General features: G+C 54.6%; 20 protein-coding genes. 11 read left to right on the forward strand and 9 right to left on the reverse strand.

All coding sequences use genetic code 11. The features are described 5' to 3' along the window. Positions 1-56: 56 nt before the first annotated feature. The 6 genes from hypF to hyaA are packed head-to-tail and all read right to left on the reverse strand — an operon-like array spanning position 57 to position 8,529. The gene (gene hypF / locus ACMHXI_RS02360; protein ID WP_101058737.1) at positions 57-2,525 is read right to left on the reverse strand and encodes a carbamoyltransferase HypF; all 2,469 of its coding nucleotides are present in this window, start codon (positions 2,523-2,525) and stop codon (positions 57-59) included. Further along, complete coding sequence (locus ACMHXI_RS02365) at positions 2,525-4,408, reverse strand: NiFe hydrogenase (RefSeq protein WP_413733901.1); 1,884 nt, start codon at positions 4,406-4,408, stop codon at positions 2,525-2,527. Before ACMHXI_RS02365 ends, hypF begins: the two co-directional genes overlap by 1 nt. Next, a complete protein-coding gene (locus ACMHXI_RS02370; RefSeq protein WP_413733903.1) occupies positions 4,395-4,994 on the reverse strand; it encodes a HyaD/HybD family hydrogenase maturation endopeptidase in 600 nt (199 codons plus the stop codon). The genes ACMHXI_RS02365 and ACMHXI_RS02370 overlap by 14 nt, the downstream gene beginning before the upstream one ends. A gap of 7 nt (positions 4,995-5,001) precedes the next feature. Further along, positions 5,002-5,673, reverse strand: coding sequence for a Ni/Fe-hydrogenase, b-type cytochrome subunit (gene cybH, locus ACMHXI_RS02375; protein WP_044734539.1), 672 nt, complete (start codon positions 5,671-5,673; stop codon positions 5,002-5,004). A 12-nt stretch (positions 5,674-5,685) separates the two neighbouring features. After that, positions 5,686-7,389, reverse strand: a complete 1,704-nt coding sequence (hyaB, locus tag ACMHXI_RS02380; RefSeq protein ID WP_044734538.1) for a nickel-dependent hydrogenase large subunit — start codon at positions 7,387-7,389, stop codon at positions 5,686-5,688. 3 nt (positions 7,390-7,392) lie between these two features. Then, positions 7,393-8,529: a nickel-dependent hydrogenase small subunit gene (gene hyaA, locus ACMHXI_RS02385; RefSeq protein ID WP_062793451.1), complete on the reverse strand. Its 1,137-nt coding sequence runs from the start codon at positions 8,527-8,529 to the stop codon at positions 7,393-7,395. Positions 8,530-8,848: 319 nt separating this feature from the next. Between hyaA and ACMHXI_RS02390 the strand changes: the two genes are divergently transcribed. From ACMHXI_RS02390 to ACMHXI_RS02415, 6 genes are all read left to right on the forward strand, one after another. Continuing rightward, a complete protein-coding gene (locus ACMHXI_RS02390) occupies positions 8,849-9,346 on the forward strand; it encodes a TlpA disulfide reductase family protein (RefSeq protein WP_232785994.1) in 498 nt (165 codons plus the stop codon). 3 nt (positions 9,347-9,349) lie between these two features. After that, positions 9,350-9,574, forward strand: a complete 225-nt coding sequence (locus tag ACMHXI_RS02395; protein WP_037436894.1) for a DUF4266 domain-containing protein — start codon at positions 9,350-9,352, stop codon at positions 9,572-9,574. Next, entirely contained in the window at positions 9,565-10,914 is a 1,350-nt protein-coding gene (locus ACMHXI_RS02400) for a DUF3570 domain-containing protein (protein ID WP_101058739.1), read from the forward strand. Before ACMHXI_RS02395 ends, ACMHXI_RS02400 begins: the two co-directional genes overlap by 10 nt. 57 nt (positions 10,915-10,971) lie before the next feature. Further along, positions 10,972-11,904 carry an FAD:protein FMN transferase gene (locus ACMHXI_RS02405; RefSeq protein ID WP_413733914.1) on the forward strand — a complete coding sequence of 311 codons (933 nt, stop codon included), beginning with the start codon at positions 10,972-10,974 and terminating at the stop codon, positions 11,902-11,904. Positions 11,905-12,068: 164 nt separating this feature from the next. After that, positions 12,069-12,728: a response regulator gene (locus tag ACMHXI_RS02410; protein ID WP_025887320.1), complete on the forward strand. Its 660-nt coding sequence runs from the start codon at positions 12,069-12,071 to the stop codon at positions 12,726-12,728. Further along, positions 12,725-14,116, forward strand: a complete 1,392-nt coding sequence (locus ACMHXI_RS02415; RefSeq protein ID WP_144158895.1) for an ATP-binding protein — start codon at positions 12,725-12,727, stop codon at positions 14,114-14,116. The genes ACMHXI_RS02410 and ACMHXI_RS02415 overlap by 4 nt, the downstream gene beginning before the upstream one ends. A 95-nt stretch (positions 14,117-14,211) precedes the next feature. Here ACMHXI_RS02415 and ACMHXI_RS02420 read toward each other — a convergent pair whose 3' ends face one another. The 3 genes from ACMHXI_RS02420 to ACMHXI_RS02430 all read right to left on the reverse strand — a co-directional run bounded on the left by ACMHXI_RS02420 (position 14,212) and on the right by ACMHXI_RS02430 (position 17,297). Further along, positions 14,212-16,161: a TonB-dependent receptor plug domain-containing protein gene (locus ACMHXI_RS02420; RefSeq protein WP_208184775.1), complete on the reverse strand. Its 1,950-nt coding sequence runs from the start codon at positions 16,159-16,161 to the stop codon at positions 14,212-14,214. 386 nt (positions 16,162-16,547) lie between these two features. Beyond that, entirely contained in the window at positions 16,548-16,958 is a 411-nt protein-coding gene (nikR, locus tag ACMHXI_RS02425; RefSeq protein ID WP_025010297.1) for a nickel-responsive transcriptional regulator NikR, read from the reverse strand. Positions 16,959-16,985: 27 nt separating this feature from the next. After that, positions 16,986-17,297, reverse strand: a complete 312-nt coding sequence (locus ACMHXI_RS02430) for a hypothetical protein (RefSeq protein WP_025010298.1) — start codon at positions 17,295-17,297, stop codon at positions 16,986-16,988. A 306-nt stretch (positions 17,298-17,603) separates the two neighbouring features. Between ACMHXI_RS02430 and ACMHXI_RS02435 the strand changes: the two genes are divergently transcribed. From ACMHXI_RS02435 to ACMHXI_RS02455, 5 genes are all read left to right on the forward strand, one after another. Further along, entirely contained in the window at positions 17,604-19,148 is a 1,545-nt protein-coding gene (locus ACMHXI_RS02435; protein ID WP_232785995.1) for an ABC transporter substrate-binding protein, read from the forward strand. Further along, on the forward strand, positions 19,139-20,200 hold the full coding sequence (locus ACMHXI_RS02440; RefSeq protein ID WP_107352079.1) for an ABC transporter permease: 1,062 nt from the start codon (positions 19,139-19,141) through the stop codon (positions 20,198-20,200). The genes ACMHXI_RS02435 and ACMHXI_RS02440 overlap by 10 nt, the downstream gene beginning before the upstream one ends. Then, positions 20,197-22,062: an ATP-binding cassette domain-containing protein gene (locus ACMHXI_RS02445; RefSeq protein WP_208184774.1), complete on the forward strand. Its 1,866-nt coding sequence runs from the start codon at positions 20,197-20,199 to the stop codon at positions 22,060-22,062. The genes ACMHXI_RS02440 and ACMHXI_RS02445 overlap by 4 nt, the downstream gene beginning before the upstream one ends. Further along, positions 22,059-22,766 (forward strand): ATP-binding cassette domain-containing protein, encoded by a 708-nt coding sequence (locus tag ACMHXI_RS02450; RefSeq protein WP_208184773.1) that lies wholly within the window; start codon positions 22,059-22,061, stop codon positions 22,764-22,766. The genes ACMHXI_RS02445 and ACMHXI_RS02450 overlap by 4 nt, the downstream gene beginning before the upstream one ends. Before the next feature lie 117 nt (positions 22,767-22,883). Next, positions 22,884-23,674, forward strand: a 791-nt coding sequence (locus ACMHXI_RS02455; RefSeq protein WP_413733916.1) for an IS4 family transposase, incomplete at its 3' end; no start/stop codon positions are given.

A 23,674-nucleotide genomic window follows, 5' to 3' on the forward strand; every position in this document is an offset into this window, starting at 1 on the left:
CTTAATCTGAGCATGCGCCGCTTTGGCGGCAGATGCCTTGATATCAATCAGTAATTTCAACGTTCGGTCAGGCTCTGTGTGAGCCCGGGTTGATGCAATCCATACCAGAGCTGCCCGAGGGCGATACCGCCATCATTGACCGGCACCAGGCCGGGTTTCAAGCGGTGAAATTCAAGCCGGGCGAGTTCCCGGTGGCAGTATTCACTGAGAAGCCTACTTTGAAACACGCCGCCGCTCAGTACCAGCGGCAGCTCGTCTATTCCTTCGGCCTTGAGCCAGTTACGGGCCTTGAGCGCCGCGGCGAAAATCCCTTTGCCTATGGCCTGAATAAAGGCCAGCGCCAGCAGTTCACTGTCCGGCTCGGTGCGCCAGGCTTGCAGCAGCGCCGAAAATAACGGCGCGCTTTGCCACTGCCCAAACACCAGCTCGGTGCGAGAGTTTGTTGGTTCGAGCTCATGTTCGAGCTCATGTTCAAGCTTCAGCTCTAAGCCAAGCTTCTCGGCGCTTTGCTGTTTCCCGGCGGCAATGGCTCTGCGGGCAAGGGTTTCCAGGATAATCCCGGCCTGGCCTTCATATTGGCTGAGTCTCAAGTTCGCCAGCAGCGCGGCGGCGGCATCGAATAAACGGCCGATGGAGTGGCTCTTGGGACCTATGCCACGGCTGGCGAGCTTGCCAAGGTTGGCCAGCTTGGCAGCAGGCTCGGCAGCAAAGACCGCCAATTGCTGCAACTCTTCAATGTCATGGTTTTGCAACAGCAGGCTATAGAGCAGGCGCCAAGGCTCGCGAATGGCCTGCTCGCCTCCGAGCAGTGTCATCGGGCTCAGGGTTGCCAGACGCTGAAATCCCTGACAGTCGGCCAGCAGCAGTTCGCCGCCCCAGAGCTGGTTGTCATCTCCAAGCCCTGTGCCATCAAAGCTGAAGCCCAGCACCTTGCCGCTGTAATCATTGGCTGCCATCACCGCCAGCAGATGGGCGAAGTGATGCTGCACCTCAAGCTGCCGAGTACTTTGACGCTCGGCCCAGCGGCTGGACGCGTAGTCGGGGTGTTTATCGCGGATGATGGCCTCGGGCTCAAAGCGGTACAGGCGATGGAAATTCTGCAAAGTGCGCTCGAAATAGCCTTCTGCCTCAACACTGAAAAGATCGCCTATATGGGGGCTGAGATAGAGCTGATTACCGATATTGAGCGCCAGGGTGTTTTTCTGTTGTGGGCCCACGGCCAGCAGTGACGGCAGCTTGTTGGAGCTGTTGTCTCCAGAGTCCTTACTCGCCAAGCTCTTGCTTGCTGTGTTCATGCTAGCCAAGCTTTTGCTTGGAAGGCTCAGCGGTGCATAACCGCGGGCGAGACGCAGTACTTGCAGTTCATCATCCAGCATCTGCACCACAGAGTCGTCACAGCCGTTGATGATGGGGCGGTTATGATCCAGTATTGCATCGACCACAGCCAGAGGTGGTTTGCCGAGTTGCCGTAGCACCTCGTCGCCGTCTGTGATAATTGGCTCGCCGGAGCGGTTGGCACTGGTGGCCACCAGCGGCCGCTGCAGGCCATCGAGCAGCAGAGTATGCAGCGGCGTATAAGGCAGGAACAAACCCAGCCGATCGATATCCGGCGCTATGGCGCTGCTGAGTGCCGGAGCGTCAGCCTGGCGTTGCTTCTTGGCCATAAGCACAATCGGCCGCTCCTGACTACTGAGCAGTTGCCACTCGGCGCTCGAGCCTTCGGCATATTGTTTGGCGAACTCGACTGAGGGCATCATCAGTGCCAGCGGCTTGGCCGGGCGGCACTTGCGGCGCCTAAGTTCAGTGACTGCGTCATGATTACCGGCATCGCAGATCAGATGAAAGCCGCCTAGACCCTTGATGGCGAGGATTTTGCCCTGTTTGATAAGGGCAATGGTTTGCGCCAGCGCTTGCTCTCTCTTGGCGAGGATTTCGCCGCCTGCGCCACGCAGTGTCAGCTCGGGCCCGCATTTTGGGCAACTGACCGGCTGGGCGTGATAGCGCCTGTCCATAGGGTCTTCATAGGCCTGGCGACAGGCATCACAAAGGGCAAAGCCCGCCATGGCGGTATTGTGTCTGTCGTAGGGCAGGTTGCGGATAATGGTGTATCTGGGGCCGCAGTGGGTGCAGTTGGTGAAGGGGTAACCGAAGTGGCGATTGTTGGGATCGCGGATCTCTGCCAGACAGGCATCGCAGCTGCTCTTGTCGCTGCCCACAGTGACTATGGCCGCCGTTTGCCCCGCACTGCTGTGCGCTATGGTGAAATCTTGTAAGTCCTGCACTTGGGCATGGCTGACGGTGAGCTCATCAATGCGGCACAGCGGCGGGCGCTCGGTATCGAGCGCGGCTCGAAAGCCTGCCAGCGCCATCTCCGGGCCTTGCACCAATATGCTGACGCCCTGGCCATCGTTGAGCACATGGCCCGTGAGCTGAAAGCGTTTTGCCAACTGGAAAATCCAGGGGCGAAAACCCACCCCCTGGACTATGCCTTTGATATTGAAGCTTTGGGCAACAAGCGCTGTCATCAGCGCCTCCTTTGCCTGAGCCAAAGTGCGCCGGCGGCGAGCAGGGCGCCATCGAGATCGAGCAGTTGACTGGCCGCCAGCGGGAAGTTTTTGCCGATGCGGATGGCGATTCTCTTGCTCAGAACCGGGTTGGCCATGGCGCTGCCGGCCAGAAACACACAATCTATACCAACGCTGAGATCCAGATGCTCGACCCAGTTGGCCAGATAGTCAGCCAGAGAGTCCTGGGCGGCGAAGCAGAGCTTGGCGGCATCTGTGTCACCGGCGAGGCGGAAACTCATGACAGTGCCCAGCGTTTTGCACCAGTTAAGGCCGCGCACCGCTTCGCCCTTGGCCAAGGGGTAATCGATTCGCGGTGCGTTGGCGCCCTTGTAACTCATGGCGGCGGCGATAAAGGCATCTTTAAGCTCAGTGGCCGACTGACCCTGCTGACCAAGCCCACTGATGATGGCGATAACGGCCCATAGCGCATCCAACCCGGGGAAGGCGGATGGCTGCTGACTGCCAAAATCCAGCAGGCGGTTATAACACTCGGGGAATTGGCTTTTGAATTTTTGCACCACAGTGCGCTGCGGGCTTTGCTCCAGTGCATGCACTATCTCATAGCCACTGGCGGGCAGTTGAGTCAGCTCAAAGAAGCACTCTTGTTTGCCGTCCTTATCCAGATAGCGTATCTGAGATGGATTCGAGCCACTGAAATAGAGCAGTGCGGCTTTTTTTATACCTGAGAATTCGGCCAGCAGCGCGTTGAAGGCGCATTCGGCGCCGTGAACGGTGGTCACTTGCCAGATATTCGCGTCATTTTCCGTGGCGGCTCTCAATACAATTTGCGGCTCTTTTGGGGTGCCTAGGCTTTGAACGGTCGCCACTGATTTGCCGAACCTTGCCTCATCGTGCAGGGTTTCCGGCAAGGCATGGCCTGAGCTTGCCTTACTCAGCCGCGCCTGGTGAGTATAGAGCGGCAGATAGTGACCGGCTATCCAGCATAGCTCCACACGGGATGGCTGGGATAACTCGACCGCAAACAGATAATCGCAGCCCTTGATACGCAAATACTCGCAGATGATCAGCAGCAGTCTGCTATCGGCAAACGCCACTGAGTACAAGGGTTGTGTGAGCCTGGGGTGCTGCGAGCAGGGTCTTAATTGCAGCGCAGGTTTTTCCATCGAAGAAAGCGCCAGCACTTCGGCATCGGTCAGCAGGAAGTGGGCGTTGAGGCTATTGGGATTGCAGCAGATAAGTGTTTGGCCGCTGGGTATGCCCTGAGGCATATCATCTTGTTTGCGACTCAGTTTTAGGCGCCGATTGCCGCTGTCGGTGAGCGTGAGCGATTTGCCCTCAAGCAGTTGCTCGGCCATGGCGCGGATATCGCTTGGTTGCAGGGCGCAGAGTTCCGGCTCAGCCAATACCGCCTCTTCGCCAAGGCAGTGGGGGCAGGGCAAACGGATATTGGCAAAATCAGGGTGTTGGTTATCGCCCAAACGAGGCTGGCAGTACTGACAAAACGCCAGGCTCGGCCGAGTGGTTGAATTGGGAAGTACGTCGGCTAAAGCCAGTGGCGTGGCGGCGCCGAGTCTTTCCTCTGCCAGTAAAATACGTGAGTCCAGCAAGCTGGTGCTCAAGAGAAAATCACCCGCAATCTCATCGGCGAGCTGCTCAAGCTCACTCTGGCTCCCCTCGGCTTCGAGAATATATCGCCAGATGATCTTTGGCGCCTGATGATTGTGCTCTAGGGCGGCAGCAGTGCTTTGCTTGGCCGCGGATTTCAACGGCAACAGGGCGACAGTGATATTCAGCTTATCGTAATTAAGATATTGGTTACATAAATGCCCATACCAAGGCTGCTGCGAGGCGCAGTCAAATTCGAATCTAACGAGTTTCATGGGATGTTTCCGGCAGTTTGTCTTCTTCATCGACCTTTGCTGCTACAGATAGCTTTGGGCGATAGGAGTGGGGAATAAGGGCTTCTATGTCAGTGTTACCGGTTTTTTGGCATTGCCAGCCAAGGTGCTGCAGATAGTTGATAAGCGTGGTTTCCATCAAGGGCACGGCGGCGGCAATTTGCGGTGTGAGCCCAAGCGTCATGGGTTCAATCACGGTTGGGGTGATGCCAAGCACCATGGTGTGGGGCCTGTCGCCAAGCATCTCCATCATGATCAGGGTTTGCAGCATTTCCACTTCATGGGCGCTGCCTTGCCAATCGATTTCAGGCGGAGCCTTATCGAAGTCGAAGAAATAGACTTCGCCGGGTTTGGCGCCTGCGGCATTGACTGTATCGACCAAGAGCAAAGCGTCGTACTTGGCAATGATGGGGGTAAGCCCCTGTGCCAAGGTGCCGCCGTCGAGGAGATCGAGCTGGTAGCTTGGGTGAGTAAATTGATAGTTTTCATTGAGGTAATTGACAAAATGTACGCCGATACCTTCATCGGCGTACAGGACATTGCCAATACCCAGCAGCAATATCTTCATCTGACCTCTAGTGCTTGTCCGGGTGATAGTCATAACCTGAGACAATAGAGTCCACTGAGTTATGTTTGAAGCGGATACCTGTCCAGACTGCCATATAAACGTGGATAACCACGAAGATGACAAAGGCCCAGGTCAGATAATGGTGCCAGATCCTGACCATGGCCAGGCCACCCATCTGCGCCGTGATCCAGCCGGAGATATCCCACAGCCAGCCGCCCATACCTTGATGGTAGACGTTGGCATAGAGTACCAGCCCGGTAATACAGATCACCGCAGCCATTACAGACACTGCCAGATACGTCATAAACTGCAGTGGGCCATAGACACCGGCCTTGTTCAGCTTACCCATCCACAGATAGGACTTGAGCTGAACTATCCAACTCTTCAAGCTCATCACATCCCGAAACGAGCGCCGCTCAATATCGCTCTTGCTGAAGAAGAACAGATAAGCTCGGGCCAGAGTAATGGCACAGAGGATAAAGCCGAAGATCAGGTGGGCAAAGCGGATCCAGCCTTGCACCAACACATCACTGGACTCGGGCGCCACCAGAAATGGCCAGGCGATATAAAAGCCTGTCATCACAAGTACCAAAATCGCCAACGCTCTGAGCCAGTGAAATATCCGGATCGCGGCGCTGAATACTATCTCCTGTTTATAGGAAACACTCGATGTAGCCATGACGCTTCCTCCTTAGCGGGCATTGGGATCGATACGGAATTCGCCCAAGGATTGCCCCTTGTAATCCATCACGTGTACGGCGCAGGCCATACAGGGATCGAAAGAGTGAATAATGCGGATCACTTCCAGCGGCTTGGCGGGATCTTCAAGTTTCAAGCCTATCAGTGATGCCTCATAAGGTCCCATCTGTCCCTTGGCATCCACTGGCCCTGCGTTCCAGGTGGTGGGCACCACGGCCTGATAGTTTTCCACCAGTCCCCCCTTGATGCGGATCCAGTGACTCAGCATACCGCGGGGAGCTTCAATCATGGCGTGGCCGACATACTCTTTGTTGCTGTCGAGCTCAGGCTTGATATAAGTGCTGTCGTCACTCTGGATATTGGTCAGCAGGGCGTCGAAGGTGCGCAATCCCTCTTTGGCCACAATCGAGGTTTGCAACATACGCGCCGCGGTGCGGCCAAGGGTGGTGAACAGGGCTTCAATCGGCAAGCCTGTACGTTGCAGCAAACCATTGACGGCATCGACTACCACTTGATTGCCTCTGGCATAGTTCACCAGCAGGCAGGCGAGTGGGCCCACTTCCACAGGTTCACCTTGGTAACGGGGGGATTTCACCCAGCTGTATTTGTTGTCACCATCCAGGGTCGGCAGTTTGCCGTAAACCGTGTCGCGCTCTACAAAGCCGGTGTAATCAGGAATTGTGGTGCCATCGTAAGGGTGTTGCGGCTTGTCGGCCTTGTACCAGGCGTGGGTGACATCTTCGGCAATCAGATCCGGGTTGATATCGCTGACACCGGCCAGATCGCCCTTGAGGATAACCCCTTGTTCAAACAGATATTCACCATCGGCTGTGACAAAGTCATTGGTGGCCATAAAGCTCTTGATGTTAACGCCGCCCAGTACCGAGGCTTCACCGCCGAAGGCTTCGGCCGCCATCACGATATCGGCCTTGTAACCACGCTCGATAAAGTCAGCCACAATGGCATGTTTTTGTTTCCACTCCTGTAATCTTGCCGGGCTCAGCATGTCACGCACCGAGGTAACACCGCCGACCACCAGAGACTGAGGGTGAGGCTGCTTGCCGCCGAAAATCGCCATCATCTCTGCCGCAACCCGCTGTACTTCCAGTGCCTTGAGATAGTGCGACAGGGCAATCAGGTTCTGCTCTGGGGTGAATTTATAAGTACCGTTACCCCAATAGGCGTTGGCGAAAGGCCCAAGCTTGCCGGTTTCGACAAAGCCTTTGACTCTCTCCTGAACGGCCCTGAGTTCACCTTCACCGGCGGCAATCGGCTTGTCTGTGTACTTGAGTGCTACTTGAGCCGCCTTGGCGGGATCGGCACTGAGAGCGGAAACCACATCCACCCAGTCCAGACCATGCAGATGATAGAAATGCACTATATGGTCGTGCATAAACAGTGAAGTGTGCATCAAGGAGCGCAGATAGCGGGCGTTGAGCGGAATTTTCATCCCGAGGGCATTTTCCACCGCTTCTGTGCCGCAGCGATAGTGGGAATAGGTACACACACCGCAGATCCGCTGCACGATAAGGCCCACATCCATAGGCGTACGGCCCTTGAGGATCACCTCAATACCGCGCCACAGGGTGGAGGAGGACCAGGCTTTTTGCACCACATTGTTTTCATCGACTTCCACCTCAACACGCAGGTGGCCTTCGATACGGGTAATGGGATCTATGACTACACGTTGGTTCATTGATTAATCCTCCTTCGAACCGGCAAACAGACTGGCAACCGCATGGGCGCCGATACCCACCACAGTGGCACCGAGAATGACAGCGCCTATGGTATCGGCGGTGGCATCCAGGCCATGCAGCAGTTGTCTGCCAAGAGGTTTTTCAAAGTCAGCCATGTCATCCCAGAAGTTGGGCTCGGAGCAGCCCATGCAGCCATGACCGGCCAGCACAGGCCAACTGGTATGGTGATTGAAGCGCTCGGTCGGGCAGTTGTTGTAGGTGTAAGGGCCCTTACAGCCTACCTTGTAGAGGCAATAGCCCTCTTTGGCACCGGTATCGCCGAATTCCTCGACAAATTCACCGGCGTCGAAACGGCCACGGCGCTCGCAATTGTCGTGCACCCTGGCACCATAGGCCCACTTGGGCCGATTGAACATGTCCAGGGCAGGGAGCTTGCCAAACATGATGAAGTACATCAGGGTGCCGACAATATTCTTTTCACTCGGTGGGCAGCCACCCAGGTTGATGACCGTCTTGTTGACCACTTCATGGACGCCCTTGGCACCGGTTGGGTTGGGCGCTGCCGCCTGAACCCCGCCGAAGGAGGCACAGGTACCCACAGAAATTATCGCGGCAGCACCTTCGGCGGCGTGCTTGATGATTTCAAGCCCGGTGTGGCCCTTACAGCCGACCGTTAAGAAGGCGCCGTTGTTGGCCGTTGGCACAGCCCCTTCAACCGCCAGCAGGTAGTTGCCTTTGTAGGCTTCGAGGGCGTGCTCCAGATTCTCTTCTGCTTGCCAGCCGGCAGCAGCCATCAGGGTCTCGTGGTATTCCAGCGAGATATGATCGAAGATCAACGAATCCAGATTCGGCGTGTCGGCACGTACCAGAGATTCGGAGCAACCTGTGCACTCGGCCAGATGCAACCAAATCAGAGGTACCCGATCGGCCAGTTCGGCAGCCTCGGCCACCAGGTTTGAGAAGGGCAAGGGTAACGCCAGCATAGCGGTAACCGATGCACTCCACTTCATAAAGTCACGGCGGGTCAGGCCGTGATCCAGCATACGTTCCTGTAAAGATTTGTCCTGGCGGGCGGGCAGCTGACGCAATTTCTCCAGCCGTTGCCGTCCTTGCTCGTAAAGGGCTGCATGTGTGTCCATGGTTGAACCTTTTATTTATAAGAATGTAATAGCTTTTAACTCACACAAATCACGCCTATGAGTGTAGGTCGCAACTGACTCATTAAAGTTGATATGCATCAAGATTTCTGTCTGGGTGTGATTTTTGATATGTTTACTTTTTCATTACATGATCGGGATCAAAATGGCTTTGTTAATAGTGGACAAATTGTCCAACTATCTCTTTTTGAGCATTTAAGATTTACTGATTAGCAAACTTAAAATCCTTATCTATCCGTTTTATGGCTGTTTTTTTAAAGTAACAGCCACAGACTGCAAGTTTACGTCGAGGAACCAACTGATGAAGGCCAAAAAACTGTTGCAACTGTCATTTGTGATGCTCATGTTGCTTATTTGTGGTTTGGGACAGGCAGAAACGCTGCAGTCCCCATTGGTGCTGGCGTTAAGCCGTGATGATGGTACTCAAGTCAGCCTCAATGACTACAAGGGTAAGGTGATTTATTTGGACTTCTGGGCCTCGTGGTGTGCGCCATGTCGCAAATCGTTCCCATGGATGCAGCAGATGCATCACAAATACCGAGAGACGGACCTCGCCATAATCGCGGTGAACCTGGACACTGACTCCCAATTAGGTAGAGAGTTTCTCCAGCAACTGGATGCCGACTTTGATGTGCTTTATGACCCTGAAGGGCGACTGGCGCGCAGATTGGATTTACAGGGGATGCCCTCAAGTTTTCTATTTGACCGGGATGGAAAACTGCTCGGTAGCCATGTTGGTTTTTTCACCGAGCGACAAAGCCAGTATGAGGCTGAACTCAAGCGTGCGTTAAAGGAGTAGCAGATGCGTAGGATGCGTTTATTGGGCTTATCGCTTATTGCCACTCTTGGGTTGACAGCTTGTGCTCAACTCGGGGTTGAACCTTGGGAGCGGGATCAGTTGGCGAGGGAAGATATGTCGCTGGCACACGAAAGGCTGGACTTGGCGCTGGACGATCATATCTACTTCAGTAAAGAGGGAGCCAGTGGCGGCCGCGCATTCGCCGGAGGAGGCTGTGGATGCAATTGAAGCGGCAAAAGGGCGAAACCAATATTGCCGCAGCGCTGACACTGGCCAGCAGCTCACTGCTAGCCAGTGGTGCGACGTATGCCGCAGGCAATAACCTCAGCTTCCCGGAGAACAGTGCCGACAAGGCTACCGATTGGCAGTTGGAAGCCGCGTTGATGTTTTACGGCGAGCAGGACAGGGTGACGACTCTTGAAGGGGTACTGCTGGCCAAAGGCGAATTTGATGATAGCAGCGGCCTGGATATCAAATTGGTGTTCGACAGCCTGAGCGGCGCATCAGCCACGGGCGCCGTAATGCAGCAACAGAGCCAAACTCTGACCCGGCCTTCCGGCAACGGCGAATATCAGATAGCCGCCGGTGAGCAGGTGTTGGATGACAGCTTTGATGATAAGCGACTGCAACTGAGTGCCGATTGGTACAAGCTCTTCGAAAATAGCTGGCAGCTGGCCGGCGGCGTTTATGGCTCGCGAGAATATGATTACACTTCGCTCGGCGTCAATGGCGCGCTGGAGCATAGCTTCAACAAGAACAACAGTACCGCATCCCTGGCGTTGGCTTATGGCCTGGATACCATAGATGCGGTCGGCGGCCGACCTTTGCCGCTTGCAACCATGGCAAGAAGAGTGGACTACGACTCGGAAACGGCCTTCAGGCAAGCCTTTGAGGCCAGTAGAGAAGGCGGCTCGGATCATAAGCAAACCCTGGATCTGCTGCTGGGTTTTACCCAGGTGCTCAACCGTCGCTGGCTACTGCAGGGCAACTATGGTTTTTCCCTGGTGAAGGGGTACCAGACTGACCCCTACAAGGTGCTGAGCCTGGTGGACAATCTGGGTGTCACCCAGAGTTACCTTTATGAATCCAGGCCGGACTCACGGCAAAAGCAGAGCCTGTTTTTGCTGCTCAAGGGAGCGCTCAATGGGGGCGTGCTGGACCTTTCCTGGCGCTATACTTTTGATGATTGGCAACTGGATTCCCATACGCTGGAAAGTCACTTCAGGCACTATTTCTCTGATGGCTTCTATGGCCAATTGCATCTGCGCTATTACCGCCAGAGTGCGGCATCCTTTTATCGGCCCTTGTTGCTCCAGAATGAGGGCTCAATCTCCGGCTATTCAGCTGAATTCGCCAGCGCAGACCACCGCCTTGGTGAGCTGCAAGCCTATACGGTCGGAGTTAAGCTCGGGCATAAGCTCGGCGAGGGTCGCGAGCTCAGCTACCGCCTGGAATATTATCAGCAGCAGAGTGAAAACAACGGCACCTTATTGCCCGGTGAGCTTGGCAATATGCAGCTGTTTCCAAGGCTCAGGGCGGTGATTGCCCAGCTCAGCTACCGCTTTTAATCAACAGAAAGTAGAGGGAAGCAGCCTTTGACCAAGAGTCACTCCTCAGCGCCAGAGATGAGCCTTAGCCGTACCGACTTTGGTTTCCGTGGTCGTTTTCGCGCCATGGCCAGCCCCTGCGAGCTGCTTATTGCAAGCGGTGACGAGCGTTTGGCGCTCAGCCTCACTCAAGCCGCTATCAAGGAATGCCAAAGGCTTGAGCAGAAGTACAGCCGTTTTTTAGAAGGCAACTGGCTATGGCGGCTCAATCATTCAGCCGGAGCGCCTTTTATGCTGGACAGCGAGGCGGCGGCGTTGCTGCAGTTTGCCAAACGCTGCTGGCAACTGAGTGAGGGCTTATTTGATATCACCGCCGGCCCACTGCTCGCGCTCTGGTGTTTTGAAAAGGGAAATAGGTCAGAAACTTCGTTGCCGAGCTCGACTGATATCAAAAATGCCTTGTCCCGGGTGGGCTTTCAACACCTCAAGTTCAGTCCCCATTTTGACGACAAGGTCGAAGACAAAAGCGTCCAAGAAATAACAGAGCCGCCCTGGATCATGCTGCCAGAGGCAATGCAGTTGGACTTCGGCGGCCTGGTAAAAGAATATGCCGCCGATAGGGTTGCCGGGCTGTGTATGACCAGGGCCTCAACCACCGAGGTGCTGGTCAATCTCGGTGGCGATATCGCCGTCAGTGGTAACAGATGTTGGCAGGTGGGGATTGAAGACCCCAGCAATCTTGACCGGGCAGCGGAGCTGATATCGCTCAACATGGGTGCATTGGCCACCAGTGGTGACAGTCGCCGCTTTATTGAACATCAGGGGCGCCGCTATGGTCATATCCTGGATCCCCGCAGCGGTTACCCTGTGCAGGGCGCCCCCCGTAGTGTGACGGTTCAGGCCGCGAGCTGCATCACGGCAGGCATGTTGGCGACCCTTGCCATATTAAAGGGCGCGGCGGCAGAAGATTTTCTCAAGGCGCAGCAGCTGGAGTACAGCGTCATCAGATAACCGCTTCAATGAGGCGCGATTGCCGAAATCAGCAGCCTCCTCTTTGACTATTTGTAACTATGCTGCCATTTGAGCTTTTTCGGGCCGCTTGATTCTTGCCTTCAGCTTGACACAGGCGCGCCGCTGCTGCGAAATAGGGGCAACCTAAACCGGATGTTATACCCATGAGAATATTGCTGATAGAAGACAATGAGTTGTTGGCTCAGGGGATATTGCTTAGCCTTGCCAAGTTGGATATGCAGGTGGATCACGTCACCAGTATCAAACAAGCCGAGGCGGCTGTGATTAATGAAACCTTCAGTGCCATAGTACTGGATTTGGGCTTGCCTGATGGCAATGGCCGCCAACTACTGACCCAATGGCGCCGCCGTGGCATAGATACCCCGACCATAGTGTTGACCGCCAACACTGACTTTGATACCAAGCTTGCCTGCTTGGATCTCGGCGCCGATGACTATCTGGCCAAACCCTTCGATGTGCGGGAGCTGGTGGCCAGAATCAAGGCGATTGTCAGACGGCAACATGGTCTGAATCAAAACCGTTTGGAAGTGGGGGCACTGGTTATCGATATGGATGCTCATCAGGTGCTGTTTCGCGGCCATCATATTCAGGTGTCGCGGCGAGAATATCAATTACTGCTTGAACTGGCCCAGTCCAGTGGTAGGGTGCTCAGCCGCAATCAGCTTGAGCAGCTGACTTATGGTTGGGACGAGGTCGGCAGTAATTCCATCGAGGTGCATATTCATCACCTGCGTAAAAAAACCGCCAATGAGCTTATCAAGACAGTGCGCGGCATAGGCTATACCCTGGTGGCAGTAGAATGAGCCGGGTATCCCTGCGTCTGGTGATGATGGCATTGATGCTGCTTGGCATCTGCCTCTCGGTAGGCATCAGCAGTTACCTCAACACCCAGGACTCTCGCCGCCAGATAGAAGAGCTGTTCGATGCCCAGATGCTGCAAAGTGCCAAGATGCTGGAGATGTTCTATGGTGCCCAGGGGCGGGATCATCGCCTGGATATGTTGGAAAACCCACTGATCCTGAGTGTAAACCCGGGCAAGGTTAATACCTTTACCGAGCAGGCCGATGCCACTGAGCTGAGTTATGAGCTGAAACTCGCCTATCAGATGTGGACCCCGGCCAAACAACTGATGGCAAGGTCGGATAACAGCGACATTGAGCCCATGGCGCCATTCGAGCGTGGTTACCACAAGCGTTATTACCAGGGTGAGCTTTGGCATCTGCTCAGCTATTTCTCCGATGATCTGGGCGTATGGATCATTACCGGCCAAAGAGACGATGTGCGCGGTGAGCTGGTGGAGCAGATCATGGGCAACAGCTTTATCGGCCCGGCGTTGGTGGTGCCGGCAGTGGCGTTGCTGATGGTGTTTCTCTCATATTGGTTGTTGCAACCGCTGGAGAGCCTGGCGGCCAGGCTCAAACTCCGCAGCCCTGCGGATATGCGGCCGCTGGCGTTGCAACTGCCCAAAGAGTTGGTACCTGTGCAGGACGCGCTCAATACCTATATCACCCGTATCAGCGATAATCTGGCGCGGGAGCGGCGTTTCAGCGCCGATGCGGCGCATGAACTCAAAACCCCGTTGGCGGTCATTAAACTGCACCGTCAGGGCTGGCAACAGGCCAAGACCGAGGCCGAGCAGCAGCTGCACCTCAATGCCATAGACACAGGCATTGGCCAGATGACCCATATGGTAGAGCAGTTGCTGTTGCTGTCTCGGGTGGAATCCCTGTCCGAGCTGGAAGTGGCGCAAACGCCGGTGGCGGTAATGGTGCAGGAAGTGCTGGATCAACTGCTGCCGCTGATTGCCGATTACAGTTGGCAGTTGGAATTACCGGAAGAGGTGAGTGTCAGTGTCGATCCCTTCTATATGAAACTGGTGCTGAAAAACCTGCTGGAAAATGCCTGTAAGTATTCGGGCAAAGATCAGCCAATCAAAGTCAGTTGCTGGCAAGATGGGCGCCAAGAGAGCAAACAAGTGGTTATCCAGGTGCTGGACTCAGGACCAGGCCTGCCATTGGAGCAGTGTCGGCAGTTGACTGAGCGCTTTTTCCGGATTGCCGATGAGTCAGTTCCCGGTGCCGGTCTTGGCCTGTCTATCAGTGCTCAAATCGTCGAGTTGCATAAGGGTAAGTTGAGTATTCAACCGGGCACTGAACGTGGCTTGGATGTACGGATCATTTTGCCTGGCTAAGAGTTAGTCGAGCAAAAATAAGTAATAAGCCGAGTAGAAAGAAAAAGCCGCAGCCTCCAACGTGGCTGCGGCTCGCTTTTAAAGAAGGCAACACATCAGAACAGATAACGGTAGATTAGCTGCGCCGTACGCGGTGCGCCCAGAGTGGGGATAGGGTACTCGGCCTTGTGCCCATGTTTGAAGATGGCACTAGTGTTGTCTTCATCAAACAGGTTATCTATCCGCAGTGTTAACTGCTGGTTTTGGCTGGCGGTCAACCACCAGTCGGCGCCTATGCCTGTCAGCAGATAGTCGCCGGCCTTGAGGCCATAATCGGTAAACTCGCCAACATAACGTCCCTGCAGATAAAGATTCAGTGAATCAGTGGCATCCCAACTGAGGCGGGCAAAGCCCATGTATTGTGGGATCCGCTCTATCTGCTGATCCTTGCCGCGCTCGCGGGCACGGTTATAACTGCCGGATAGCTCAAGTTGCCAGCCCTGTGCCGGGTTCATGATGTATTGAATATCCACCCCCTGACCCCGAACCTTGCCATCCAGGTTGGTGTACTGCCAGACATTGGTGGCGATTTCCCGTTTATCCACCAGGTTGTCGGTTTCGCGCCAGTAAGCCTCGACACTGAAAGTAAAGTTGCCTTGATAGACCAAGGTCAGATTGGTGTTGATACTCTCTTCACTCTCAAGTTCAGGGTTGCCCAGGGTACCGACCTTGGCCCAGAGCTCAGATGAAGTGGGTTGCCGAAAACCATTGCCCACGGCGGCTTTCAGTTGCCAATTTTGTCCAAGCTCCTGTTCAAGTCCCAGTGAAGCCACCCATTTATCTTCATTGTTGGCCAGGCGGTTATACCTGAGCCCCAACGCCAGCACTGTGCCGGGCAGGGCGGAAAAATGCGGCTTGTATTGCAAAAAGGCGGCCTTGGTATCGTCGGTGGGCGCTTGCAGCTCCATCACTTCATCGGCGCCATAATAGCTTTGCCACTCGATGCCGCCGAGCCAGCTGTCCCCCGAATCTGCCTGATAACGACCGCTGACCTTGGCGCCCTTGTCGGTAAAGCCCCAGTAGGCATCCCGGTAGGGGATAGTCATGCTGCCATCCGGCTCCAGGGTGATTTCAGAGTAATAGGAGTCCCAGTTTTGATAGTGAAGCCGGGTCTCCAGGCTCAGCTTATCAGTTGCCTGATATTGCCAACCGAGCCAGGCCAGTGTCTGTTTGCGCTCGTTCTCCGAGACGATGGCACTGTAGGCCAAAGGCCGCTCCAGCACGCCATTATTGTATTGGCCGAACAGGGTGATTTTGTGCTGGGCAGAAGGTTGCCAATTGAGCTTGCCGCCTATATTCATCATGCGATAACCCCGGTCTTTATCCTCTGCGGCTACCGGCGAGTACTCGTCATCTTCCCAGAATGCGTAACCGTCCGATTGACTGGAGCTGCCGCTGAGGCTGTAGCTTAGAGTATCGCTGCCGCCACTGACATAAGCGCCGAGATCATAGCTGGTGAGGGTATCGGCGCTTAAGTTGACTTCGCCACCTTGCTCGCCATGACTGTCGCGGGTAATGATGTTGACCACTCCGGCGATGGCATCCGAGCCGTAGATCAAACCCTGAGCGCCTTTGATCACCTCAATGCGTTCTATCATCATGGGGTTAATGCTGTCGGTATAGCTGGAGCCATAGAGGCGGTTATTGAGGCGGTTGCCGTCCAGTAACCAGAGTATATCCACAGGGCGACTGCCCTGAAGCGAGTAGTCGGTATCCGTATGGCGGCCATTACGGCCATTGGCAAAGAGCCCTGGCACAAACTGGTTGAGGATTTCGTTGATGTCCACCGCACCGGCCGACACTATCATGTCGCGGCTGATAACCGTCAGACTCTGGCCTGTATGGCTTAGAGCCAACACAGAATCATCCTGATAGCGGGTGCCGTTGACGGCGATGATCTCCATGGCTTCATCGGCCTGGCCAACCGGCACCAGCAGTGTATTGGCGGCAATAATACCAAAGGGCAACCAAGGCAGTGCCCGCTTAAAAGAGTAACTTATAAACATCTCAATAGTCCTTAAAAAGACTGAGTGAAGATTTGGCAACAGTTAACAGGGTTAACTTTCCATTGCCGCGCATTCAAAAAGGTGTGATTTGTATGAGTGCGCTAAGTTACATCGCTTATTAATACGGCGATGATTATAGAAACTCAGCCAAGGGATTTGTTGAGGCAGATCAAATTCTCAACAATGAGTATGAAAAATTTTATATTCGTAATACTCAGGCCTTGCCCGTCAGCGTTGCAAGATTCAGTTGCAAGTTGCTGCCATGTCAGGCTTATGGTTTAACGGGAGGAAAGGGTTGGGTTTTCAGTGTGGTTGACGTTTCTGCCGGGCATGAAGCTTTGCCCGGCGTTAGGGAAAAGTGTCTGGAGAGGGTCCAAGAGGTGAAACTAGATGATACCCGCGCGGCTCAAACGGGCAAGGTTAACGCCTTTCAGGGCGGCAATTTGGTTGACCAGTTTATTCACCTCAGAGGCTTGCCCTTTGAGGATAATGGTTTCCAAACATCTGTGGTGATCTATATGGACATGGGTGCTGCAGAGCACATGCACCAGATGGTGGTGTTGGATCTCAATCAGTTTTTCAGTCAGGCCTCTTTGGTGATGGTCAAACACCAGAGTCAGTACGCCGACAACGTCTTCCACGCTGTTGTTCCACTGCTTATCGACTATCCTGTCGCGAAACAGATCGCGGATATACTCGGAGCGGGATTGATAGCCACGCTCGCGGCTGTCAGTTTCTATCTCTTCAAATAACGACTGGGGGAGGGAAACGGTAAAGCGTTGGGTTTCATCTGTCATGGCTGTCTCTTTGAAAAACACCTTTAATCAATAGAGCTTACACAAGCTTTGCCACAAAATGTCTTTTTCCTTCTCGGCGGGTGTGATCTGAAGCAAACTTTTTGCTTTTGGCGTTTTTTTATGCTGTTGCACCGGGGGGAATGGGAGTAGTGTTACGAAAAAATTATTCGTAATATTTGGCCGGATCCAGACCGTAATCTCCAGATCCTGATAGCCAAAAGCCCATGGTACCCGGAGTTGAAGTTGCACATAACCCGCACAGTCACCGGCTGTCTTGTATGTGAGCAAACCTTCTTGATAAAGAGACTCTAATAAAAAGGTACTTTTGAGCAAGGTCATCGCAGCTTATCCAACTTACGGTCGTGCAAATTCGGCTTGGGCCGTGTCCAGGCTGCCAGCCTTAACCTTTGTTACACCAATATGATTGAGTAACAACAAGCCGGTTTTACCGGTTTGGGTGATAACAACAAACCAAGGCTCCAGCCAATCAACAAGCGTCACTGGCAGGGTTTCACCATTTTCGGGGAGTCTCAGGTGTTGTTTTCATCTCTTTCAAGCAATTCCCAATGCGAGCAAGGCAAGCTTCCTCTATGGCACGGGCAGCCATTGTCAAAGTCTGGTCGTTTACTTGGTTTGGGCGCTTTATTGTGCACTTCGCTGCTTGCTGTATTGCCTTCCTCTGTAGATGCTTCCAATAGCCCAAAGCCTTTGGTTATGGTGCTGGGCGCCGAGCCCGATGGTGGCTTTGACCCCATCCTTGGCTGGGGGCGTTACAATAATCCGCTTATTCAATCTGCCTTGCTGCGCCGCGCCGGCGGTGGTGAGTTTATCGGCGATCTCGCCAGTGATTGGACCCTGAGCCCGGACAGGCTCAAATGGACAGTAACCCTGAGGCCCAATCTGGTGTTCAGTGACGGCAGTCCGCTTAATGCAGAGGATGTCGCTTTTACCTTTGAGCTCGCCAGAAAAGGGGCCGGCATGCAGGACTTGTCCAATCTTGCCTGGGTGGAGCAAAAGTCCGAACTGCAAGTCGAATTCACCCTAAAGCAGGCAGATATTGGCTTTATCGATACCTTGGCAGAGTTGGCGATAGTGCCAAGCGACAGTTACGGCCCGGATTATGGTCAGCATCCCATAGGCTCGGGGCCCTATAAAATGCGCCGCTGGGATAAGGGGCAGCAGTTGATCCTGGAAGCCAACCCCAGATATCAGAGTGCCGATCCCGACAACCCGTTGCTGAAAAAGCCCTTTTTCGACAAATTGGTCATCGTGTTTGCCGACGAAGACAGCCGCTTTGCCATGCTCAGAACCGGGCAGTTGCAACTCTCGGCACTGGCACCCAGATATGCCGATGCCCTGATGGAGCAGGGCAATTATCGCCTGTGGTCACAAACCAGCGTCGATAACCGCGGCATTGCCTGGCCGATGCGAGCAGAAGATAACCCGGTCACCAGTGAATTGGCGGTGCGCCAAGCCTTCGATATGGTGATCGACCGCCAGCAACTTGTCGATGGCTTGCTGGGAGGGTATGCAAGACCTGCCTGGTCAATTGCCGATGACTTGCCATGGGGCGGCGCGGTTCCAGGTTGGGCCGACTGGGATTTGAAGCAGCGTTTACTCAAAGCGTCTGAACTCTTGGCCAATGCCGGTTGGTTACCGGGAGCAGACGGCATTCGCGAAAAGAATGGGCGACGGCTGACATTCCCGCTCTACTATCTGGCCGGTGACAGCATTCGCGAGCAGTTGGCGCTGGCCAGTGCCCAGATGGCCAGAATGGCCGGGTTCGAGGTGGAGCCCAAGGCGGACAGCTGGGAAAACATCTATCGAGTGATGCATCAGGCGCCGGTACTCTTTGGCTTTGGTAGCCTTTCTGCCAATGAGATGGCGCTTATCTACGACAGTCGCAATGCCGGCAAAGGCTATTTCAATTCAGGCTACTATCAAAACCCGCTGGTCGATAAGGCGCTGGAAAAGGCTCGCGAGGCAGATTCTGTTGATAGCGCAATTGCATTCTGGCAGCAGGCGCAGCAGCAAATAAGCCAGGATGTGCCCTGGAGCTGGTTGGTTAATCTGCAGCATCTGTATGCCGCCAATCCGTGTTTGTACCTTGGGCAGCCCTTGGTTGAGCCCCATGGCCATGGCTGGCCGATCACCAATAATATCAACCAGTGGCGCTGGCAATGTCCGTGAAATCACCAGCGTCAGCCAGCGAGCCGATAGCGCCTCAAAAGTGGTCGTCAGTCTGCTGGCGTGGCGCCTTGCTGCGTTCAATACGGCTTGCGCTGCTGTTACTGTTTGCTTGTTTGTTGGCGTTTGTGCTCTTGTCATTATCGCCGCTCGATCCCTTAATCCACTACCTTGGCGGTAACCTGCTGGCGGTATCCGATACCCAGCGCACCCAGATGATCCGCGAGCTGGGGTTGGACACCGGACTCTGGCAGCAGATCACCAGCTACTTTTCCGCTCTGCTGAGTGGCGATATGGGACAGAGCCTGGTGTTTCGCCAGAGCGTTTCCGAGGTGATTGCCGAGCGCTTGCCGCTGTCTCTGCTGTTGATGGCGCTCTCCTGGGGATTGGCTCTGCTGCTCGGTTATGGCTTAGGACTGCTGTGTGCCATCACCGAAGGGAGTTTTTGCGATCGCTGGCTGAGACGTTTTGCCTGGCTGCTTTCGAGCATTCCGTCATTTTGGTTGGCGATGATAATGATAAGCCTGTTCTCTGTCACTCTGGCCTGGACGCCAGTGTGCTGCGCTGCGCCGCTTGGGCTGAGTTTTACCGAGCAGAGCCTTGGCAGCATGTTGTTGCATCTTGCTTTGCCGTTGACTGTCCTGACGCTGAGCCAGCTATCGCCCTTGGTGCTGCACACCCGGGAAAAGGTACTGGATCTCTACCACAGCGAATATGTGGGATATGCCCAAAGTCACGGCAAAGGTCGTCTTGCGATATTCAAGAAGCATATCTTTGCCAATAGTTTGAAACCTGCGATTGTGCTGCACTTTGCTTCTTTTGCCGAGCTTTTCGGCGGATCTATTCTCGCCGAAACCGTGTTCAACTTCCCCGGACTCGGTAGTGCTTTGGTCAAGGCAGGACTCGGCAACGATGCGCCCTTGCTGATGGGGATCACCCTGTTTTCGGCGCTGTTTGTGTTTTGCGGTAACCTGGCCGCCGAGCTTATCAGCGCCAGATTGCAGCGCGGCAGGCTCAGTGGGGGTTCGACTCATGCCGCTGGGGTGCAGGCATGATGGGCGGTTTAACGCTCTATTTGAAAACCCTTCAGGTAAAGGATGGCCGCCGCGTCGCCATCTGGATTTGGCCGGTTTGCGGACTTCTCTTGCTGACGGCACTCTGCGTGCTATTTGGCAACCATGCCAGTGAGCTTAACCTGCTGGCCAAGAGTCAGGGGCCATCCTGGGCTCATCCCATGGGAACGGATTGGCTTGGGCGTGATATGGCCGAACGCAGCGGCGCGGCCATGCTCAAAAGTCTGTGGATAGGCGCGCTGGCGGTATTGCTCAGTAGCTCGCTGGCACTGCTGCTGGCCTTGCTGGCGCAAACCGGATCCAGATGGCGCCAGGCTGTATTGCTCGGTTGCGATCTCTGTATGTCGCTGCCACATCTGTTGCTGCTTATCTTACTGGCGTTGGCCTTTGGCGGCCAGGAATATGGGGTGATAGCGGCCCTGGCTTTGAGCCACTGGCCGAGACTGACCCGTTTACTCTTGTTGGAAATGGATGAAATCCTGGCTCAGCCCTATGTCAGTTTGGCTCTGGGTTTCGGCGGCTCCAGGTTCAGCACCCGCATGCGCCACTTATGGCCTCACATTATGCCACAGTGGCTGATTGGCGGGCTCAACTTGTTTCCGCATGCCTTGCTCCATGTCGCGGCGCTGAGCTTTCTTGGCTTTGGCCTCGACAGCAACGCGCCCTCCATGGGCGAACTGCTGGCTGAGGCCAATCGCTATCTGTTGCTTGGCCAATGGTGGCTGGCGCTGTTCCCCGGGCTCTTGTTGCTGAGCTTTATTCTGCTGCTGTCTAAGCTTGCCGAAAATCTGATCCAGTTTGCCAGAAACGGTGTGGCTGCGCCTAAGTTACCGGGCACCAATGCCATGGAGTCCAAAAGTGATTTATTTTCCTCAAACCATGTTAACCCCGCCGCCGCTATTCATACCCAAGTGACAGATTTAACCCTGAAAGATAGCAATGGCAGAACCTTGCTGGATGGGCTCAATATTGAGGTGGTTCCAGGACAGGTTACCGCAGTGCTGGGGGAGAGCGGTGCCGGTAAGAGCTTGCTGGCGCTGGCTATCATGGGCAGTTTGCCAAAGGGGATAGTCATGCAATGCTCTGGCTTGATGCGGCCACAGAAGACGGCGCTTTGCACTCAAAGTACCCAGGTACTGGACGCCAACATTAAGATAAGCGAATTGCTCGACTGGTACTGTGATGATGCCATGCGTCCTTATCGGCAGGCTCTGTATGACGAGCTGGGTATCACAACTGAGATCCTGGCGGCTTATCCCCCCATGCTCTCCGGCGGTATGGCCCGGCGGGTGTTGCTGGCGCAGGCCCTGCTGCAGGCGCCGGATCTACTGCTGGCCGATGAGCCTTGCTGCGGCCTGGATGAGCTTGCCGCCACTGAGCTTTACGCCTTACTCAATGACGTTGCCAGCGGCGCCTTGCAGCAGCGGCTGGGTTTAGACGCCAGCCCCAAGGCGGTGCTGGTTATCAGCCATAACCTCAGGGCTGTATTGGCTTTGGATGCCGAACTGTATCTGCTGCGCCGCGGCCGGCTCGCCGAGGTGACGGATAGCGCCAGTCTGCGGGCGAGTCTTGCCGGGCATAAGCTGGGAGATAAGTGTGAAAGTGAAGGCAGCTACAGCCACTCCTTGCTGGCGGCATTGCCGGAAAACTGGCCTGCCGGCAGCTGTCGCTTGGCTGATGCTGAATCGAATGGCGAGCCCAAGAGTCAACTCAATAGCCGACTCGATAACCAGTCTACTAGTCAATTCGCTGGCCAATCTGCTAGTCAAGCCGCTAGTCAACAAAAGCCCCATGGTGACAGCCTGGATAGTTTCAACAACTCGCCTTGTCGGAGGCGCGCATGAGTCTAAATTCTTTGCAAACAAAACCGGCTCAATCCGGCTCTGCTTTAGAGCTTGAAAGCGCACCTTTGTCGTCTGCATCATTATCGCCGCTGCTTTCACTCAGTGGTGGCTTGGCTTACCGGCGTAGCAAGGTTATCGAGTTGCCTGAGATAGCCATTAATCGCGCCGAAATTCTCGGGATCTGGGGTGACAGTGGCTGCGGCAAGTCTACCATGGCGGCGATACTCACAGGCTTGATGCCGCTTGCGGCGGGAAAGCTTGAATGCAGTCAGGCGCTCAAGCAGGTTCGCGGCCGTCCTTCACCCATTCAGTGGGTTATTCAGCAGCCGGAGCAGGCGTTCAACCCCAGATTGACCCTGGCGCAATCCTTGAATGAGAGTTGGCAGGGGCGTGATTATGCTCATCTCTTGCCCATGCTCGGCGTGGCCGAGTCTGAACTCAGACGCTGGCTGGCATCACGCCCCGGCGGCCTTTCCGGCGGTGAGCTGCAAAGGCTCAATATTCTCAGGGCACTGGTGCCGGAAACCAGGCTGCTTATCTGTGATGAAATCACGGCACAGCTCGATATGGTGAGTCAGCAAAGGCTTTGGCAGCAACTATTGCAGATAGCCCATGATAGGCAATTGACCTTGCTGGTGATCTCTCACGACAAACCTTTGCTCGGCGCGGTTTGCGACAGAGTGCAGCCCTTTAAGCCGGCGTAAAAATCTGTAGCTAAACCGATATTCAGCCAATAAAAAACACGCCCTGAAGCGTAATGCCGATCAGTTAAGACAGATCGCTTGACGATCTCACTGAAAGGAACAAAATCCGATGACCCCATGTCATCGGATTTTTTTATGCAACTTTCAGAAGCTTTGGCGCGTACTCATATCAACCGTCTTACCGAATTCACCTGTCTGGCCGATGTACTTGAGCCCGATTTAATTCAGTCGTGCCTTGATTCACATGGTGTTGCCAGTTTAAGGCGACGTAAGTTACCTATGGATGCCATGATTTGGGCGGTGATTGGTATGGCTCTGTTCAGAGGCGAATCCGTCCGCTCTCTCATCAATAAGCTTGATATCGTCTTACCTCAAGAGGTGGATTACGTTGCGCGCAGCGCTGTCACGCAAGCGCGCAAGCGGCTGGGCTCCGACGTTGTTCGAGATGTGTTTAAGCGAAGTGCCAAGACCTGGCATGAAAGAGCAGAGCATCCTCATTGGTGTGGACTCAATCTCTATGGGGTCGATGGTATCGTATGGCGAACACCTGATAGTGAGCAAAACAATCAGGTGTTCGCCAAAACCGCCAACGCTTCTGGTGATGCTGCCTATCCTCAAATTCGCATGGTTTGCATGATGGAGTTAAGCAGCCACCTGGTATTGAACAGTGCCTTTGATTCTGTTGCTGTCAGTGAAATGAATTTAGCCGCCGAACTGATATCAAGCATACCCAATAACAGCCTGACGCTGTTTGACAGAGGCTTTTATTCGTTGGGGCTTTTGCACGCCTGGCAACAGGCTCAACCGAACAGTCACTGGCTGCTGCCGTTGAAGAAAGGGACACAATATGAAGTGGTACGCTCTTTAGGAAAACACGACCAACTGGTGCAGTTAGCCACCACGCCTCA

The organism is Shewanella sp. BJSY2023SW005 (assembly GCF_047314585.1).
Classification (GTDB): Bacteria; Pseudomonadota; Gammaproteobacteria; order Enterobacterales; family Shewanellaceae; genus Shewanella; species Shewanella algae.

What these genes read in the sequence shown, in the direction of transcription:
- hypF (WP_101058737.1), bottom strand. Translation starts at nt 2,525, where the DNA reads ATGACAGCGCTTGTTGCCCAAAGCTTCAATATCAAAGGCATAGTCCAG.
- ACMHXI_RS02365 (WP_413733901.1), bottom strand. Translation starts at nt 4,408, where the DNA reads ATGAAACTCGTTAGATTCGAATTTGACTGCGCCTCGCAGCAGCCTTGG.
- ACMHXI_RS02370 (WP_413733903.1), bottom strand. Translation starts at nt 4,994, where the DNA reads ATGAAGATATTGCTGCTGGGTATTGGCAATGTCCTGTACGCCGATGAA.
- cybH (WP_044734539.1), bottom strand. Translation starts at nt 5,673, where the DNA reads ATGGCTACATCGAGTGTTTCCTATAAACAGGAGATAGTATTCAGCGCC.
- hyaB (WP_044734538.1), bottom strand. Translation starts at nt 7,389, where the DNA reads ATGAACCAACGTGTAGTCATAGATCCCATTACCCGTATCGAAGGCCAC.
- hyaA (WP_062793451.1), bottom strand. Translation starts at nt 8,529, where the DNA reads ATGGACACACATGCAGCCCTTTACGAGCAAGGACGGCAACGGCTGGAG.
- ACMHXI_RS02390 (WP_232785994.1), top strand. Translation starts at nt 8,849, where the DNA reads ATGAAGGCCAAAAAACTGTTGCAACTGTCATTTGTGATGCTCATGTTG.
- ACMHXI_RS02395 (WP_037436894.1), top strand. Translation starts at nt 9,350, where the DNA reads ATGCGTAGGATGCGTTTATTGGGCTTATCGCTTATTGCCACTCTTGGG.
- ACMHXI_RS02400 (WP_101058739.1), top strand. Translation starts at nt 9,565, where the DNA reads ATGCAATTGAAGCGGCAAAAGGGCGAAACCAATATTGCCGCAGCGCTG.
- ACMHXI_RS02405 (WP_413733914.1), top strand. Translation starts at nt 10,972, where the DNA reads ATGAGCCTTAGCCGTACCGACTTTGGTTTCCGTGGTCGTTTTCGCGCC.
- ACMHXI_RS02410 (WP_025887320.1), top strand. Translation starts at nt 12,069, where the DNA reads ATGAGAATATTGCTGATAGAAGACAATGAGTTGTTGGCTCAGGGGATA.
- ACMHXI_RS02415 (WP_144158895.1), top strand. Translation starts at nt 12,725, where the DNA reads ATGAGCCGGGTATCCCTGCGTCTGGTGATGATGGCATTGATGCTGCTT.
- ACMHXI_RS02420 (WP_208184775.1), bottom strand. Translation starts at nt 16,161, where the DNA reads ATGTTTATAAGTTACTCTTTTAAGCGGGCACTGCCTTGGTTGCCCTTT.
- nikR (WP_025010297.1), bottom strand. Translation starts at nt 16,958, where the DNA reads ATGACAGATGAAACCCAACGCTTTACCGTTTCCCTCCCCCAGTCGTTA.
- ACMHXI_RS02430 (WP_025010298.1), bottom strand. Translation starts at nt 17,297, where the DNA reads ATGACCTTGCTCAAAAGTACCTTTTTATTAGAGTCTCTTTATCAAGAA.
- ACMHXI_RS02440 (WP_107352079.1), top strand. Translation starts at nt 19,139, where the DNA reads ATGTCCGTGAAATCACCAGCGTCAGCCAGCGAGCCGATAGCGCCTCAA.
- ACMHXI_RS02445 (WP_208184774.1), top strand. Translation starts at nt 20,197, where the DNA reads ATGATGGGCGGTTTAACGCTCTATTTGAAAACCCTTCAGGTAAAGGAT.
- ACMHXI_RS02450 (WP_208184773.1), top strand. Translation starts at nt 22,059, where the DNA reads ATGAGTCTAAATTCTTTGCAAACAAAACCGGCTCAATCCGGCTCTGCT.